The organism is Salipiger sp. ABN3_019, assembly GCF_056158605.1.
Window position 1 is genome coordinate 23,083 of the sequence record NZ_JBSWTP010000007.1, and the last position, 13,858, is coordinate 36,940.

16 protein-coding genes, 1 tRNA gene and 1 pseudogene are annotated in these 13,858 nt (G+C 64.8%); 6 read left to right on the forward strand and 12 right to left on the reverse strand.

Features of this window, described 5'->3' with window-relative positions; translation table 11 throughout:
• The 8 genes from ACXAD2_RS07825 to ACXAD2_RS07860 are packed head-to-tail and all read right to left on the reverse strand — an operon-like array spanning position 1 to position 6,484.
• Positions 1 to 741 carry a TrbG/VirB9 family P-type conjugative transfer protein gene (locus tag ACXAD2_RS07825; RefSeq protein ID WP_475165288.1) on the reverse strand — a complete coding sequence of 247 codons (741 nt, stop codon included), beginning with the start codon at positions 739 to 741 and terminating at the stop codon, positions 1 to 3.
• A 2-nt stretch (positions 742 to 743) separates the two neighbouring features.
• Entirely contained in the window at positions 744 to 1,397 is a 654-nt protein-coding gene (locus tag ACXAD2_RS07830; RefSeq protein WP_475168909.1) for a VirB8 family type IV secretion system protein, read from the reverse strand.
• Between the two features lie 22 nt (positions 1,398 to 1,419).
• On the reverse strand, positions 1,420 to 2,472 hold the full coding sequence (locus ACXAD2_RS07835) for a TrbL/VirB6 family protein (protein WP_475165292.1): 1,053 nt from the start codon (positions 2,470 to 2,472) through the stop codon (positions 1,420 to 1,422).
• Positions 2,472 to 2,984: a hypothetical protein gene (locus tag ACXAD2_RS07840; RefSeq protein WP_475166069.1), complete on the reverse strand. Its 513-nt coding sequence runs from the start codon at positions 2,982 to 2,984 to the stop codon at positions 2,472 to 2,474. Before ACXAD2_RS07840 ends, ACXAD2_RS07835 begins: the two co-directional genes overlap by 1 nt.
• 37 nt (positions 2,985 to 3,021) lie before the next feature.
• Positions 3,022 to 3,852 (reverse strand): type IV secretion system protein, encoded by an 831-nt coding sequence (locus ACXAD2_RS07845; protein WP_475165297.1) that lies wholly within the window; start codon positions 3,850 to 3,852, stop codon positions 3,022 to 3,024.
• A complete protein-coding gene (locus ACXAD2_RS07850; protein ID WP_475165300.1) occupies positions 3,845 to 5,011 on the reverse strand; it encodes a lytic transglycosylase domain-containing protein in 1,167 nt (388 codons plus the stop codon). The genes ACXAD2_RS07845 and ACXAD2_RS07850 overlap by 8 nt, the downstream gene beginning before the upstream one ends.
• Positions 4,986 to 5,219, reverse strand: a complete 234-nt coding sequence (locus tag ACXAD2_RS07855) for a hypothetical protein (RefSeq protein WP_475165301.1) — start codon at positions 5,217 to 5,219, stop codon at positions 4,986 to 4,988. The genes ACXAD2_RS07850 and ACXAD2_RS07855 overlap by 26 nt, the downstream gene beginning before the upstream one ends.
• Complete coding sequence (locus ACXAD2_RS07860) at positions 5,216 to 6,484, reverse strand: VirB4 family type IV secretion system protein (protein ID WP_475165304.1); 1,269 nt, start codon at positions 6,482 to 6,484, stop codon at positions 5,216 to 5,218. The genes ACXAD2_RS07855 and ACXAD2_RS07860 overlap by 4 nt, the downstream gene beginning before the upstream one ends.
• Between ACXAD2_RS07860 and ACXAD2_RS07865 the strand changes: the two genes are divergently transcribed.
• Positions 6,443 to 6,544, forward strand: a tRNA-Phe gene (locus ACXAD2_RS07865). The genes ACXAD2_RS07860 and ACXAD2_RS07865 overlap by 42 nt on opposite strands.
• Here the strand turns inward: ACXAD2_RS07865 and ACXAD2_RS07870 are convergent.
• The 4 genes and pseudogenes from ACXAD2_RS07870 to ACXAD2_RS07885 all read right to left on the reverse strand — a co-directional run.
• A pseudogene (locus ACXAD2_RS07870) lies at positions 6,500 to 7,588 on the reverse strand (VirB4 family type IV secretion/conjugal transfer ATPase); the annotation flags it as partial. The gene ACXAD2_RS07865 and the pseudogene ACXAD2_RS07870 sit on opposite strands and share 45 nt — an antisense overlap.
• The gene (locus ACXAD2_RS07875) at positions 7,578 to 7,853 is read right to left on the reverse strand and encodes a VirB3 family type IV secretion system protein (protein ID WP_164213867.1); all 276 of its coding nucleotides are present in this window, start codon (positions 7,851 to 7,853) and stop codon (positions 7,578 to 7,580) included. The pseudogene ACXAD2_RS07870 and the gene ACXAD2_RS07875, both read right to left, overlap by 11 nt.
• A 60-nt stretch (positions 7,854 to 7,913) precedes the next feature.
• On the reverse strand, positions 7,914 to 8,234 hold the full coding sequence (locus ACXAD2_RS07880) for a TrbC/VirB2 family protein (protein ID WP_475165307.1): 321 nt from the start codon (positions 8,232 to 8,234) through the stop codon (positions 7,914 to 7,916).
• Positions 8,231 to 8,842: a lytic transglycosylase domain-containing protein gene (locus tag ACXAD2_RS07885; RefSeq protein ID WP_475165309.1), complete on the reverse strand. Its 612-nt coding sequence runs from the start codon at positions 8,840 to 8,842 to the stop codon at positions 8,231 to 8,233. The genes ACXAD2_RS07880 and ACXAD2_RS07885 overlap by 4 nt, the downstream gene beginning before the upstream one ends.
• 178 nt (positions 8,843 to 9,020) lie before the next feature.
• On the opposite strand from ACXAD2_RS07885, the gene ACXAD2_RS07890 reads away from it, so the two are divergent.
• The 5 genes from ACXAD2_RS07890 to ACXAD2_RS07910 form a co-directional block, all read left to right on the forward strand.
• Positions 9,021 to 9,191: a hypothetical protein gene (locus tag ACXAD2_RS07890; RefSeq protein WP_164197529.1), complete on the forward strand. Its 171-nt coding sequence runs from the start codon at positions 9,021 to 9,023 to the stop codon at positions 9,189 to 9,191.
• 171 nt (positions 9,192 to 9,362) lie between these two features.
• Entirely contained in the window at positions 9,363 to 9,692 is a 330-nt protein-coding gene (locus ACXAD2_RS07895; protein ID WP_475166079.1) for a hypothetical protein, read from the forward strand.
• Positions 9,693 to 9,772: 80 nt separating this feature from the next.
• Entirely contained in the window at positions 9,773 to 10,558 is a 786-nt protein-coding gene (locus ACXAD2_RS07900) for a hypothetical protein (protein WP_475165313.1), read from the forward strand.
• Between the two features lie 311 nt (positions 10,559 to 10,869).
• A complete protein-coding gene (gene repC / locus ACXAD2_RS07905; RefSeq protein WP_475165314.1) occupies positions 10,870 to 12,108 on the forward strand; it encodes a replication initiation protein RepC in 1,239 nt (412 codons plus the stop codon).
• 761 nt (positions 12,109 to 12,869) lie between these two features.
• Positions 12,870 to 13,858 (forward strand): DUF7146 domain-containing protein (locus tag ACXAD2_RS07910; protein ID WP_475168910.1); only part of this gene is annotated, 989 nt, incomplete at its 3' end.

The following is a 13,858-nucleotide window of genomic DNA, read 5'->3' on the forward strand; positions in this document are numbered from 1 at the left end:
TCAGAACTCCTTCCCGGCAAGGCTGCGGAGGATGAAGGGATCCACGGTCTTGCCGCCCGCCACGTGGCGGATGCAGATCACCTCGTCGCCGATCCGGATGGTGAAGGCCTCGGCCACACCGCCAACGCGCACGACCCGGCCGCGGGTCTGCGAGTTCACCGTGAGCTCATAGCCCTCGCCGTCGACCGCGAAGATCGAAGGGCGGACCCCCTGGCGGAACTCGAAATACGTCGCATGCCCGTCGTTCCAGACCGCCGTGGGCCGGGCCTGACCGCCGCCGGCGTATTCGTAGCCGGTGTCGCGGGTGCCGATCGCCTTGGGCGTACTCGCGGTCCGGGCCGGCTGGTCCTCGGGATATTTGACCGCGACGCGGTAGGTCGGGGTCTTGCTGCGGCCCTCTGTGAGGACAAAGGCAATCGCGCGGCGCGAGGTGTAGATGGTCATGTTGCTGTGGGCGCTGCCGATGACCGGTTTTACCGAGACCGTGTTGCGGTTGGACAGAACCTCGACATCGAAGGCTTCGGAATCCCCGAGAAGCACCTGCTCGATCCGCTCGCCGCGGCCGAGCTCGAGCGCGGTGTTGGTCCGCAGGTTGGTGTCCACACGGATCACATCGGAGGGGTTGTACCAGACCGAGCGCACGCGGGCGTCCTGGCCCATGGTCTGCGGCGCGCGTTCGGCCAGCGCGGGGAGGGGCAGGAGGAGAAGGGTGGCAAGGGTGAGAGCTTTGGCGTGTCGCATGATCAGCCTCCCAGCGTCTCGGCCGAGACATTGAAACTGGTCACCGTAAAGCCGAGCGGGTTTTCCCAGACCCGCGCGAGGGCGCGTTCCTCGCGCGGCTGAAACTCAAAGCCGATGACCGCGACGAAAGGACGGGTGACGCTATCCTGGCGCGGCGTGCGCAGGGTCTTTTCATAGCGGACCTGGGCGACGGTCGGCTCGAGGAAGGTGATGGTCTTCACACGCACGGTCACCTCCGCCCCCTGCCCATAGAGGCGGGGCGGGTAGGTCTCGTTGTCGCTGTCGTTGCTCCAGAGCGCCACCAGCGAGCGCCGGGCGCCGCCGGCCGAGCGGCGCTGCACGCTTTCGAGGCGCTCCTGAATGCCGGCCATGAGGAAGGACTCGCGGTCCGAGACGTAAGAGACCAGCAGGCTTTCCTTCACCGCCTGCTCGTCTTCGATGCCGGTGGGCTGCACCTGCATGATGCGCTCCGCCGCGCCGGTGTCGCGGTCCACCAGCACGGTGAAGACCTCGGTCGTCTTGAGCGGCATCATCGTGGCGATGGAGAGGGCCATGAGGACCGAGATACCGGTGGACACACCCGCGACGATCCAGGCGCGCTTTTCGCTGCGGCGCGGGGCCATGATGATGTCCGTATCTAAGCTGTGTTCTTTCACCAAAACCTCCTTCGCGGGCCGATTACTTGCCGCCCTTGGCGACCGATTTCTGCGCCAGGGACACGGCGAGCCGGGCGGCCGCCGCCGCGCTGCCAGGCGCGCCGCCCGCGGCGCTCGAGATTGCCGCGCCGACCGCATGGCCTTCCCGGCGGGCGCCGGAGCTGATCCCGTATTTGGGTTCCTTGCGCCCGGTCATGCCCTCGGCCATGCCGCGGGCGCCGGCCACGGCGCCATAGCTGTGGGACTTGGCCTGCTGGTAGGTGCCGGAGGCAGCTTGCCCGAGGCCGATGGCGGTCGAGCCGAGGGATTGGGCAATGGTTGGGACCATGAACATGAGCCCGGTGCCGAGCATCATGACCACCACGAAGCCGATGATGTCGCCAATGGTCTCGGCGCTCGCGGGATCGGGCGCGAGCATCTTGCTGGTCGCAATGGTGAAGCCGGCCATAGCTGCGGTCAGCAGGGGCACGAAGGCGAACCCCAGGGCGAGCTTTGCGTAGGTCTCGAAGATCGGCGCTGACTGCTTGAAGAGCGTGCAGGCAATCGCCAGCGGCCCCACCACGATCAGCACCGCGATCATCAGTTTCGCGGCGCAGATGACGACGATGGAGATGGTCGCCATCAGGGCTGCGATGAGGAACATGAGCAGGCTGGCGAGGGCGCCGGAGATGTAGGAGCCGTTTTCCGAGACCGCTTGCCCAAGGTCGAGGGCCCGTATGTAGAGCGTATCGAGGCCGTCGTAGAGGTCGGTGACGCTGTCACCTGTCGTGGCTGAAAGCACGGTCCCGCCCAACTGGCTCGGGGTTTCTGTCAGAACGCCGTAGACCGCATCGAAATTGGCAAAGGAGGACAGGAAGATCATGACCAGGGCGATCCGCGTGATGAGGCTCAGCCCATTGCGGAGCGTCATCGGGACGGCCTGGATGGCCAGGTTGATCCCTGTCATCGCCACGAGGAGCACCGCGCCGACGCGGAACACCGGGATGACCGAGCCAGCCACCTCGTTGTAGGCCGCGGCACCAACAGACGCGGCCGTCGTATCAACCGCCGAGAGGACATCTGCAATGATGGCCATCAGGGCGCGTCCCGGCAGGATTTATTGCGGAAAGTTCGGTAGTCCCGATACACCGCGTTCTCGTTTGCGATGTTGTACTCGCGTAGCTTTGCCATTTCGGTCTCGGAGATGTCCTCGGGCATCACGCCAAGGAATTCGACAGAGAACTCTTCGAAGGACCGCGCGGCCTGCGGGCAGGTGCAGGTCTGCTCCTCGAGGCGCTGGACCTTATTGAAGGTCTGATAGGCGGTGCGGGCCGTGCCGAAGTTGAAGCCCGGTTTGGCGAGCAGCCCGACCTTTGGCGGCTCCCGGCGGCAGAGTGCCTCGTCGCCTTCGAAAAAATACATGCTGCGGCTCTGCATCTCCTGCATGATCGCCAGGAGCTCATCACCATCTTCAGCCTCCACCGCCGCAACGGCCGCGGCGCTCAGCTCCGGTGCGGAGGCGGCGCTGTAATCCTCGGCCCAGGCGACACCGCTCGCACCTGCCAGGACGAGGCTCGCCGTCAGGCCCGTGATCATCTTCGCAAACATATCGGTCTCCTCTTTCAAATCGCGTGTGGGGCGCCGCTCAGTCGGCGGTGCCCGAGTAATCAAAGAAGCTGCGCTCCTTGGCCTGCTCGGCGGCCCAATTCACGCCGGTCTGGCCCTGCGCGAGGCCGGCGGCGGCGTTGAGCCGCCACATCTGGCCGAGCATGAAGTTGGTCTCGGCTGCCATGCGGGTGTTGAGATCGACGCTCTCCTTGAGCGTCTCCTGATTGGCGATCTCATCCACGAGCCCGTTGACCCGCTCGAGGCTGGATTCCGCCTCCTCGTAGGAGAGCTGCGCCGCGGCAATCGCCGTCGCGCTGGTGCCGGCGGTTTGGGCGATGACCTTGTCTTGCGGGTTCTCCGAGGAGGAGAGCTGCGAGAGCCGGTCGGAGGTCAGCCCGGCCGAGGCCAGCGTCTCGCGCATCTGCTCGGCGGCGTGCTTTTCGCCCATGGTGACATCGCCATCGAGGAGATTGTCGAGCAGGGCGTCGAAATCCCCCATGGCCAGGTCATCGGCAAAGCCACTGAGATCGGTGATCTTGGCCGCGCGGTCCCGCAGGTCTTCGGCGCTGTTGTAGAGCGTGGCGATGTCATTGAAGCCGGTCAGCGAGTCCCCGATGAACTCGAGGCTGGTGATCTGCTCCATCTGCAACTCGATCTGCTTTTTCAGCTGCTGGATTTGCTCGATCTGGTATTCGGCATCCTGCAGCGCCTGCTGCAACTGCTCGACGTTCTTTGCAAGGTTCGAGCCGTCGATGACCGGCACGCCCTGCGCGAGACCTGGCGCGGCCAGGTAGAGGGTCGCGACGCTGGCGGTGCCGAGGCAGATGGCAAGGCGGCGCAGGGCCGTGCGAGCGGTCCTTTCACTCATCGCGATACTCCCAGAAATTCGTGGCCTGCAGCCCCTGCGCGGCGTCTGAGATGCCGCGGGCGGCTGCAACCTTCACCTGCGCGGCGCGCAAGCGCAGGGTCAGCGCCATGAGACGAGCCCGCTCGGCCATCATGTAGGTGTTGTGATCGACGGCCTGCTTTTCGGTCTCGGTCCTGGCATGCTGCAGGAGGCCATAGATGCGCTGCATCGCGTGATCGATCTGGCTGTTCACCTCGCTGGCGTAGCCCATGGAGGCATCCGACCAGTTGCCCCATTGCGCCGAGGCGCCATCGACCCCGGCCAGGGTTCCCGTCTGATCCTTGCCGGTGATGAGCGAGAGATAGCCATCATAGTAGCTGCGGATCCGGCGAACGTAGTTCTGGGTCTCATCGAAGGGCGGCACGCCGCCGTATTTGTCGACATTGCCGGGCCCTGCGTTATAGGCGGCGAGGGCAAAATCGATCCGACCATAGGACTTGAGCTGGGCGAGAATGTAGCGCGCGCCGCCGTCGAGGTTCTGCCAAGGATCGCGCGGATCCACGCCAAGATCGGCGGCGGTGCCGGGCATCAGCTGGCAAAAGCCCATGGCGCCTACATGCGAGACCGCGGCGTTGTTGAAGCGGCTTTCCTGCTTGATGAGGGACTGGAAGAGGATGCGCCAGGTCAGCGGGGTCAGGCCCGCCGCGCCGACACCCGCATGGCCCTCGTATTTCGCGGCCGTCCCGATGATCATCTGCTCGACGCTGGCATCGTCACCAAAGAGCCGCTGCGCATCGGCGCTGCTTTCCTCCGTCACCGGATAGGTCTCCGCGGCACCCGGGAAACCTCCCGCGCCGTCTTCGAAGCCCGAGACATCGGTCGTGCCAGTCGTCTGCTCGAGGAAGCGCGCGTAGGCTTCGAGCTGCTCCTGGTGCAGATCCTGTTGCGCTTCGCGGCGGCCCAGCTTGTCCTGCTGTTTTTCAAAGTCGCGCTCGCCTTCGGAGAGTCGAGAGATCGCATTGGCGAGGTTCGAGCCGTCGACGATCGGCACCCCCTGCGCCAGAGCGCCGGGAGCGGGGACTGCAGCCAGTATCAGCCCGGCCACGCCCAGTCCCGCCGCCCCGGTCTGCGATGCGGCTGATCTACGTGCGGAATTAGAGCGGGGAGAACTGGCAATCATCGCTCCCCTCCGCGGCAAAACTCATTTGGGACGGGGATGCGACGCCTCGGCTCACCACGGCGCCGCGCGTTGCGGTGGCCGGGATGACCGCGTAGCTACCGTCGGTCCGGAAGGCGCCGGCGCAGGGCGACTTGCGCCCGGTCGAGACGCCAGCCGCGCAGCCGGCGAGGGCCAGCATCAGGGCAGCGGTGGAGAGGAGCTTTGTCATGCCATGTCCTTCCAGAAGTCAGGGTTGCGGCGCCACTCGAAGGGCGCGCGGTCTTCGCCCTTGGCCCCGCCGCCGAGCACGGTGACGAGATCCGCGCCGAGGCCCGAGAGATCGAAATTGACGAAGAGGCTGTCGCCGGCCGAGCGCAGCAGCGCGAGACGTAGACCGCCGGTGCTTTGCGAGACAAACTCCGCCTCGCGGTCATTGAGCTTGAGGATGCGGTAGTCCTCGGGATGGGCCGCGGGGTTCGGAAACAGGATCTGCGTCGAGACCATCTCGGAGATGATTGACCCAACGCTCGACTGCGCGAGGTGGCCGGGCGTCTGGGTCAGCATCATCACCACGCAGTTCTTCTTGCGCATGGTGACCAGCCATTCCTGCAGACGCTTCACGAACATCTCGTCGTTCAGCATTTTCCAGGCCTCGTCGATGACGAGGATGGTCGGACGCCGGTCTTCGATGACCCGCTCGATCCGACGAAAGAGATAGGCCAGAAGCGCGGTGCGCTCGGTGCCGAGATCGAGCAGCTCGCTCATGTCGATGCCGACGACGTCTTCGCCGATTTGAATGCCGGTCTCGGCCTCTTCATCAAAAAGCCAGCCAAAGCGGCCTGCCGCGGTCCACTCGCGCACCCGGGCGACGAGATCACCATCGTCGTCGGTCTGGTTCACCGCCGAGGCCAGGGCCGAGAAGCTGCGCAGTTCGGGCTCGGCGGCCACCACGCGGCGGATCGCGTCATTCAGCGCCACGGTCTGGAAGGTCTCGAGCGGGCGACCGCTCCGCGAGAGAATGTCGGCGGTCCAATCGGTGAGCCAGGCCGCGCCGCGGCTGTCGGTCTCGGTGAGGAAGGGATTGAAGCCCGTGGGCTGGCCGATGCGGACCGTGCTGTAGGTGCCGCCCAAAGCGCGCACCGCCATCTCAAGACCGAGGTCCTTGTCGAAGACCACGATGCGCGCGCCGACGCGGCGGGCCTGCGCCATCAAAAACGCGGTGCCGAGCGTCTTGCCCGAGCCGGGGCGCCCCAGCACAAGCGTGTGCCCGCCGGAAGGTTCCGCGGTCCGCGATCCCGGCTCGTGGAAATTGAACCGGTACTGGCAGGATGAGACTGAGGGCAAAACCGTGATGGTCTCGCCCCAGGGCGACTGGTGCTTGTCGCGCCCGGGCGCGCCGGCATGGAAGGCGGCAAAATCGGCGAAGTTGGTCGAGGTGGTCAGCGCCGCCCGGTGCCGGTAGCGCCAGTTGCCCGGCGCCTGGCTGAAGAACATGGCGCGGGCGGCAAAGCTCTCGCGCACCAGCGTGGCGCCCAACTCCTGCCCGGCGCGCCAGACCTCGGAGGCAGCCTCTTCCAGGGCCTTTTCGCTATTGGCGGTGACCATGACGGTGAGCTGGTGCTTGCCCAGCACGCCGCGCCCGGAGGCGATGTCGTCGAGCAGATCGTAGAGCCCTGCCCGCAGGGATTGCGCAGCATCCTCGGTCGCCCCCATCTGCCGGGCGGTGCGGGCGATCTTTTCTTCGGCCTCGTTGTTCCGGATCGGCGTGAAGCTGTTGGTGACAACGATGTCGTAAGGCAGCTCCAGCGCGTCGAGCACGGTTGGCAGCGACTTGTTCGGCCAGGCCTTCACCCCGAAGATCGCGCCGAAGCGGCGGGACATGCCGTTGTCGATGGCAAAGCGCTTTCCCTTGAAAAGGTATTGCGCGTTGGTCATGGAGGCCGCGAGAAACTGGCCGGGATGGCCGTGCATCGGCTGAAACTCCTGACCCTGCACCGTGCCGAGATAGCCCAGCCAGTCGCCGTCCGAGACGCGCAGGCGACGGAAGCCCACGGCGTGATACATCGCCTGCAGCAGGCCCATGGCCTCGGCAATGCGCTCCTTGCGCAGCGCGAGGTCGGCCTCGAAACTCGATTTGACAGCCCGCCCCAGCCCCATCTTCTGGCTGGCGCTCGGGCGCATGGCGAGGGTGAGCAGCAGGACCCGGCGCTTGAGGGATTTGGCCCTTATTGTCTCGCGCCAGCGCCGGTCGATTTCCGCAGCAAAGCCGCCGTCGTCCATGGGGGCGAGATCGAGTGCTGCGGGGATGGTGATCTTGTTCACATAAAAGCCGAAGCGTTCGCCAAGCTGGCCGACGAGGGGGGCAAAGCCCTGCGTCAGCGCCTCGATCTCCGGCGCCTCGGCGGTGAAGCTGTCGATGCCGCCGATGACGGCCGAGGCGAGAAGATCACCCTGCCGCGTGAGGATGAGGTCATCCTCGGGGGCAGAGAGATAGGGCAGGTGGCGCGCCACCGGCTCTTCGGCAAAGAGGCTCTCGGGCAGTACCGAGCGCAGCAGGGCGCTGTCTTCGAAGAGGGCGGAGAGGCGGTTAAGAGACATAGCGATCGCCCCCGTTTCGCTTGTAGGTCCGGGTGCGCGGGGTGGTGGAGAGAACGCCCGCGACGATCTGGAAGAGATGCGGGTTCCGGTCGGCGACGAGCCAAAGGGCCGGGTAGGCGATCAGGGCAATGCCGAGGAACCGCACATCGTCGAACGCTACAAAGGGGATCACCGAGCCGAGCGCCAGGCTGATGAAATAGCCCAGCGGCAGCCCGAAGAACTTCGGCGGGCGTGTCAGCCCGAGAAACAGGGGGTGCTCTTGCATCGGCATGCGCTCCAACGAAGAAGGCCTCCCGCGCCACACGGGGCGGGGAGGCTCATGGCGTCAGGTGGCCGTGAAGCCGTCGATGATGGTTTCGGCGGAGAAGACGATGACAACGCCGACGAGAATGACGAGAAAGAGCGGCCAGTTGAGGCGGCCGGTGAACATCATGTAGCCGGACCCCACGAGGGCGAGGATCGCGATCAGTCGGCCGATGGGCCCCGTCAGCGCATCGACGATCGTGCCGAGCATGTTCTCGAGCGGGTCGAGGTTTTGCGCCAGCGCGGGCTCGGCGATGAGCGCGAAGATGGGAAAGAGGTAGAGCAGCCCTTTCCAGTTGAGGGAGGTGAGGCGGCCTATAAGCCCTTTGCTGATCGTGGTCATATGCGGTCCTTACCGATGGTTGCCAGGTAGACGTCGAGCACCTTGCGAACGTGCCCTTGTGTCTCCCGGTAGGGAGGAATGCCCTGGTACCGGGCGACGGCATCCGGACCGGCGTTGTAGGCGGCAAGCGCCAGGGGCACCGATCCAAATTCTTCGAGCTGCATGAGGAGGTAGCGGGCAGACCCGTCGAGGTTCTCGCGCGGGTCGTGCGGATCGACCCCGAGGACCTGCGCGGTTCCGGGCATGAGCTGGCCAAGACCGATCGCGCCCACATGCGAGCGGGCCGATTGCCGGAAATTGCTCTCGATGGCGATATTGGCCCGGAAGAGGGCGATCCACTCGACAGGGGAAATGCCCGCGCGGCGGAGGCCGGGATGGCGAGCGTGGGCCTGCGCAACGGTGGAGATCAGGCGCTCGACCTCAGCGGAGCCATGAAGGCGCGAGAGGCCGGGGCGGGAGGGCGCGACGGCGGCAGCAATTGCCTGCGTGCCCCCGGCTTCAGAAGAAAAATCCCTCGGCTTGCCGAAGTCGAGAACCGAGGCGGTGAACCGCCCCGCGTCTCGCGGGCCTCCGAGGTCGATGACCTCGGCATGGGCCCAGGATGCCATCGCCGCGAGCGCGGCGGAGGCACAAAACCGTCTAGTCCTTTGACGTGTCCTCATAGGTTTTCCAAACCGCGCGCTCTCCTACGTGACGCGGAACGGAAATGGGGGAGACGCCGAGGTCCATGCCGAAGGACAGGAGGCCTGTCAGGGTTCGGATGGTCCTCGTCTTGATATCCCTACCGTGGACAAGAAGCAGTCGGTGCGTTTGACCGTCAACCTCGGCAACAGCGTAGAACTTCCACGCGGCCTGGAATTGGTTGCTCACGCGCGCTGGCGCTTCGATGCACTCGACTTCAACTGTCCCACCGGCTTCCAGGGTTTCCCTCACTCCCGCAAGCGTAATCACTGGTGAAACTTCTCTCATTTTTTTGCCTCGTTCCTGGGGTCGTTCGATGTGTCGAGTGACATGGAGGAGGCATACACATTTTTTGGGTAGCGTGAAACAGAAGATGGTGCAATACGTAATTGGTAGATACTACAAGCGTAAAAAGTGCCACATAGTGATGTACAAGACATGATGCGGATGTTTGTGCATACCACCCGCTGCGCCGGAAGTGCTGCCTCTGGGGCGGCCTTGGTTGCGGCGAGTCTTGCAAACTCGGCCGTAGCGCAAACGACAGCGCTGGACTGTGTGCCGCCGCCGGTCCCCAGTGCCGACCTGCCGCAGGACGTCATCGAGGAGTACCGCGATGAGCTTGGACTGGAGTTCTCGAATTACTTCACCGAGGCGCAGCGCTACCTGCAGTGCCTGGAGATGGCGGAGGAGACGGCGCGGCAGGACATCGACGCCGCGCTTGAGGCCTACGCGCGCCTGCAAGCTCTTCATTCAGATCAGAAACATATTCAAGAATGATGGATCGAGCGCAAAACCCGCTGGACATCCAAAGAAGTGATGTGATTGGTTGCAGGCACACTTTTAACGGGAGTAGGGCGATGAAGCATCTCCTCGGCGCTGCGGCCACGGCTGCCGTGGCATTTGCCGGAAGCTTGGCCGTGACATCGCAGCCGGCGCGCGCCTACCAGATCGATTGCGCGATCCTGCTCTGTCTTTCCGGCGGCTGGCCCGCTTCGGCGCCCTGCGTTGCGTCAAAGACGGAGTTCATCCGCCGGATCACGCCGTCGCCGATCGAGCCGCCGCTGCAGATCTGGCGCTGCCCGATGCACGCGGCCTATCCGGGAAACGCGGGGCAAACGCCGGCGCAGCGCCTCTATGATGTTGCCTTTGACCGAGGCGCGCACCCGGTCCAATCACCGTCGCAATCCAGCGGGTTCCACGCTGGCATGGGTGAAGGTGCGGTGCCGCTGGACGCGCTCATCTCTGCGGTGCTGAATGAGGCTGGGGTAGGGGGCGCCCCGAGGCGCGCCCTCTTGCAGCAGATCGCCGACTACACCTCCGAAAATGGCGTGGCCGACATCGACATCAGTGATCCGGTCTTCGACTTCGTGCGCTCGATCCGGGTCTACAGCGTCGAGGTCATGCGCCAGCGCGAGCGGGGCAGCGACAATGACCATTGCGAGCGCTCGAGCCGCGTGCGTGTCGGTCGATATGGCTTGCAGGGCGATTTCTACTGGCGTGACAGCAGTCCCTCGGCGCTACCGGCTGCCTTTGTCGGCGATGAGGGCTGGGGTGAAAGCTGCCCTTACATCTCGCGCCGGTCGGTCTTCGTGGACTGGTCGGACTACCAGGGCAACTACGGCTACGAGCAGGTGAATTACTAGCGGACCGTTTGCCGCGCGAGGCCGCGGCTTGCAGAGCGGACCAAAAGAGGCAGGCCCGTCGCCACATGCGGCGCTTGGAAAGAAAGGAGCAGTTTTCCCACCCCCCAAATAAGAAACCCCGCGAAGGCGGCAACCTTCACGGGGGGAGCTCTTAGAACAAGGGTGTGCAAACCCTTGGAAGCAAGCCTCATCACTTGCAACTCTATCAGCCTCCCCCATTGGCAGACAAGGAAAAACGCACCTGTGCGAACGGGTAAATCTTGTCTGGCGCCGCCTCGCCAATACCGGACGAGGAATACAGACCGATGCATATGGCTGAAGCCATTTTAGAGGCCCGACAACACATCTCCTTCCCCTCTTTGCCGCAGGGCATGGAGCGCGACGGGTTCGTTGCGCTGATTGACGCCGTGGCGCCGCTGCTCGGGGTCAGAAGCGCTTCGCTCGCGACCTTCCGCATCATGGTCGCTGCCACCCGCCCCAGCGCCTTCAAGAGCGGCGAAGAGGAGCCCTGCTGTTATCTCGCGCAATCCGAGATCGCCAAGAAGCGGAAGGTCTCGCCGAGCCGGATCCGGGCGGACGAGGCGCAACTGGTCGCGGCCGGGCTGATCGAGAAGCGCACCATGGGAAACGGCGCGCGCTCGGGCTTTGTCGGATGCGGCGTGTACTTCTCCGTGGCCATCAAAAGGTGCCAGGAGTTCCTGGCGCTCCGCGAGGGCATCGAAGAGGGACGCCAGCATCACGCGAAGCTGCGCGGGCTTCGCAGCATCCACAAGAAGCACCTGAAGAGTTGCCTCGCCGAGCTGATCGCGGAGCATGGCCGGACGGGCGAGGTCGAGGACATTGCCGAAGCCTTCGAGGCCTGGCCAAGCGCGGACAAGCTGCACCGGATGCCCGTGGAGGAGCTCGAGGCGCATGTCGCCGAGGCGGACGTGCTCTGCACTGCGGCGCTGGATCTGCTGCAAGCGATGTCAAAAACGCACGGTCGACCGCACAAAAACGAGCGGTCCTATATACAAGATACAACTCAAGATTTTAACGAAGTACCTTGTAACGCCAGCGTTGATCAGCGGAGCGCGGGCAAGCCCGCGCACACGAATGTAGAGGACGCCTCGCCTAGCGGCGCGCCGTCTTGCCGAGAAGAAAAGGCTGGAGCGGGGGACGCCGAGCACAAGTCCAAAATCCTCACAAACATCCCGATCCAGACATTCATCCCGCTCGCTTCCGAGGAGATGCGCTTCTACTTGGATGCCCGCCGGCAGGGCCGGGGCGGCTGGTCGAGCCTGCACCTGCATGATTTCACCGTCGCCGCACTTTGTCGCCTGCCCGAGCTCGGCATCAATCGCTCCGCCTGGAACGATGCGGTGCGCAAGATGGGGGTGGAAGACGCGACCTGGTGTGTGTTCATCCTCGATGCCAGGGCCAGCGATCCCGAAACACCGATCCTCAGCCCCGGAGGGTATCTACGGGCCATGACGCGCCGGCACGAGGAGGGCACGCTGAACATCGTTGGTGGGCTCATCGGGCTGTCGATGCGCCAGAATGCACAGTAGCGGCGGGGTCGCTGCGATGCGGCAGGGCGGGCAGGGCGGCGGCTTTCCAGCGTGAGGAGGTGAGTTCGGGGCGTTGGCCGCTGGCGTTAGGGCAAGGCGCGTAAGTGACAGAAAACGCGCGCAATTGCGCCCGTGACGTGGAGGGTGAAGCCGTAAAATGGCCGCAGTTACGTAAGGTAAGCAAATTCCCGCTCAGGTTGAGCCATTCGCATTGCAGTCAACGTGTAAGCTCTTGTTACTTCCCGTCATGGCGCGACCGAGTGCGCCGCGAAAGACGGCAGGCCGCGTGTTGGTGGGGTCCGCCGGGAAAGGGAATGCAATGAACCAATTCAACCACTCCGCCTATGAACAGGAGATTGGATCGGTCGAGGAGGAACCTCGACAACGGACGCGACTTGAGACCCTCGCCAAGGCGGGCGTCCTATGGGCCGACCCCTTGGTGCCCAAGAAGCAGGTGATCGCGGAGACGGGCTTTGACGCACGAGAGTTGCGCCGCCTCTTCGGCAGGAGACGCCGCCCGCCCGTGTGCGACCTTTAGTTAGGCCCGCATCCTCGATGCAGTTCCTTCGCGCGCCAGCTCGTCGCCAGAGCGCGCGAACGGTTTGCGGAACAAGGCCTCGGAAACCTGTCGGCCGTCGTCGATGTGGGGCGGGCCGGCAGGAGATAGCGGATTTTTCAGGGGTCGGATTTTGGCACCCCCTCAGGGACTTCGAAGTTCGTGGCGTCTGGGGAACATGCGATATGCAAAGGTTGATCTTGCCATGAATACAGAAACTCAGGAGCTGCTGCGCGAGTTGGCCCAGAACGCCGAAAGTGTGTGCCGTCACTATCTCTCCGCCGGGCGGCGTGAAGGCGGGTACTGGCTGGTTGGCGACCTGCAGAACACGCCGGGGCGCTCGCTTTACGTGCGCCTCACCGGCCCTGATGAAGGCAAGGGCGCACGCGGCCGCTGGACCGATGGCGCGACCGGCGAATACGGCGACCTGCTCGACATCATCAAGGCGCGGACTGGGATCGCCCGGTTTCCCGATCTGCTGGCGGAGGTCCGGGCACACCTCGGGCGGCCCATGCCGGCGGCGCATCCGAGCACGCCTCGAACGCGCAAAAGCGCATCCGGCAAACGGATATCCGCAACGCGTCTCTATGAGGGGTCGGTTCCACTTTCCGGGAGCCTGGCAGAAACCTACCTCCAGCGCCGTGGCATCACCCGCGCGGCGTCCGCGACAGCGCTGCGCTTTCATCCGCGCTGCTGGCATCGCGATCACGACGAGGCCGGATCCAAGCCGCGTCCCGCGCTGATCGCGGCGGTGACCGACAGGGCAGGGCGCCTTCGCGGCGTACATCGCACCTGGCTCGCGGAGGACGGATCGGACAAGGCACCCGTCGAGGTGCAACGCCGGGCCATGGGCGAGCTTCTGGGCAATGCTGTGAAAATCGATGCCCCGGGTGAGTGCCTTGCGATCGGCGAAGGTCTCGAGACCATGCTGTCGCTGCGCGAGGCCCTCCCGGGGCTTCCGGTCTGGGCTGCGCTTTCGGCTGCGCATCTCGGCGCCGTCGATCTGCCCGAAGGAATCCGCCAGCTCTACATCGCGCGAGATCTCGACGATGCCGGCCAGGCCGCGGCAGACAAGCTGAGCGCGCGGGCCAGGGACGCAGGTATCTCGGTTTTGGTGCTCGAACCCCGCCTCGGGGATTTCAACGATGACCTGCAGGAGGATGGCGCAGCCGCGCTGCGGCAGCGGCTTCTTGG

What these genes read in the sequence shown, in the direction of transcription:
- ACXAD2_RS07825 (WP_475165288.1), bottom strand. Translation starts at nt 741, where the DNA reads ATGCGACACGCCAAAGCTCTCACCCTTGCCACCCTTCTCCTCCTGCCC.
- ACXAD2_RS07850 (WP_475165300.1), bottom strand. Translation starts at nt 5,011, where the DNA reads ATGATTGCCAGTTCTCCCCGCTCTAATTCCGCACGTAGATCAGCCGCA.
- ACXAD2_RS07855 (WP_475165301.1), bottom strand. Translation starts at nt 5,219, where the DNA reads ATGACAAAGCTCCTCTCCACCGCTGCCCTGATGCTGGCCCTCGCCGGC.
- ACXAD2_RS07880 (WP_475165307.1), bottom strand. Translation starts at nt 8,234, where the DNA reads ATGACCACGATCAGCAAAGGGCTTATAGGCCGCCTCACCTCCCTCAAC.
- ACXAD2_RS07875 (WP_164213867.1), bottom strand. Translation starts at nt 7,853, where the DNA reads ATGCAAGAGCACCCCCTGTTTCTCGGGCTGACACGCCCGCCGAAGTTC.
- ACXAD2_RS07895 (WP_475166079.1), top strand. Translation starts at nt 9,363, where the DNA reads ATGTTTGTGCATACCACCCGCTGCGCCGGAAGTGCTGCCTCTGGGGCG.
- ACXAD2_RS07885 (WP_475165309.1), bottom strand. Translation starts at nt 8,842, where the DNA reads ATGGCATCCTGGGCCCATGCCGAGGTCATCGACCTCGGAGGCCCGCGA.
- ACXAD2_RS07900 (WP_475165313.1), top strand. Translation starts at nt 9,773, where the DNA reads ATGAAGCATCTCCTCGGCGCTGCGGCCACGGCTGCCGTGGCATTTGCC.
- ACXAD2_RS07860 (WP_475165304.1), bottom strand. Translation starts at nt 6,484, where the DNA reads ATGTTCTTCAGCCAGGCGCCGGGCAACTGGCGCTACCGGCACCGGGCG.
- repC (WP_475165314.1), top strand. Translation starts at nt 10,870, where the DNA reads ATGGCTGAAGCCATTTTAGAGGCCCGACAACACATCTCCTTCCCCTCT.
- ACXAD2_RS07840 (WP_475166069.1), bottom strand. Translation starts at nt 2,984, where the DNA reads ATGTTTGCGAAGATGATCACGGGCCTGACGGCGAGCCTCGTCCTGGCA.
- ACXAD2_RS07845 (WP_475165297.1), bottom strand. Translation starts at nt 3,852, where the DNA reads ATGAGTGAAAGGACCGCTCGCACGGCCCTGCGCCGCCTTGCCATCTGC.
- ACXAD2_RS07835 (WP_475165292.1), bottom strand. Translation starts at nt 2,472, where the DNA reads ATGGCCATCATTGCAGATGTCCTCTCGGCGGTTGATACGACGGCCGCG.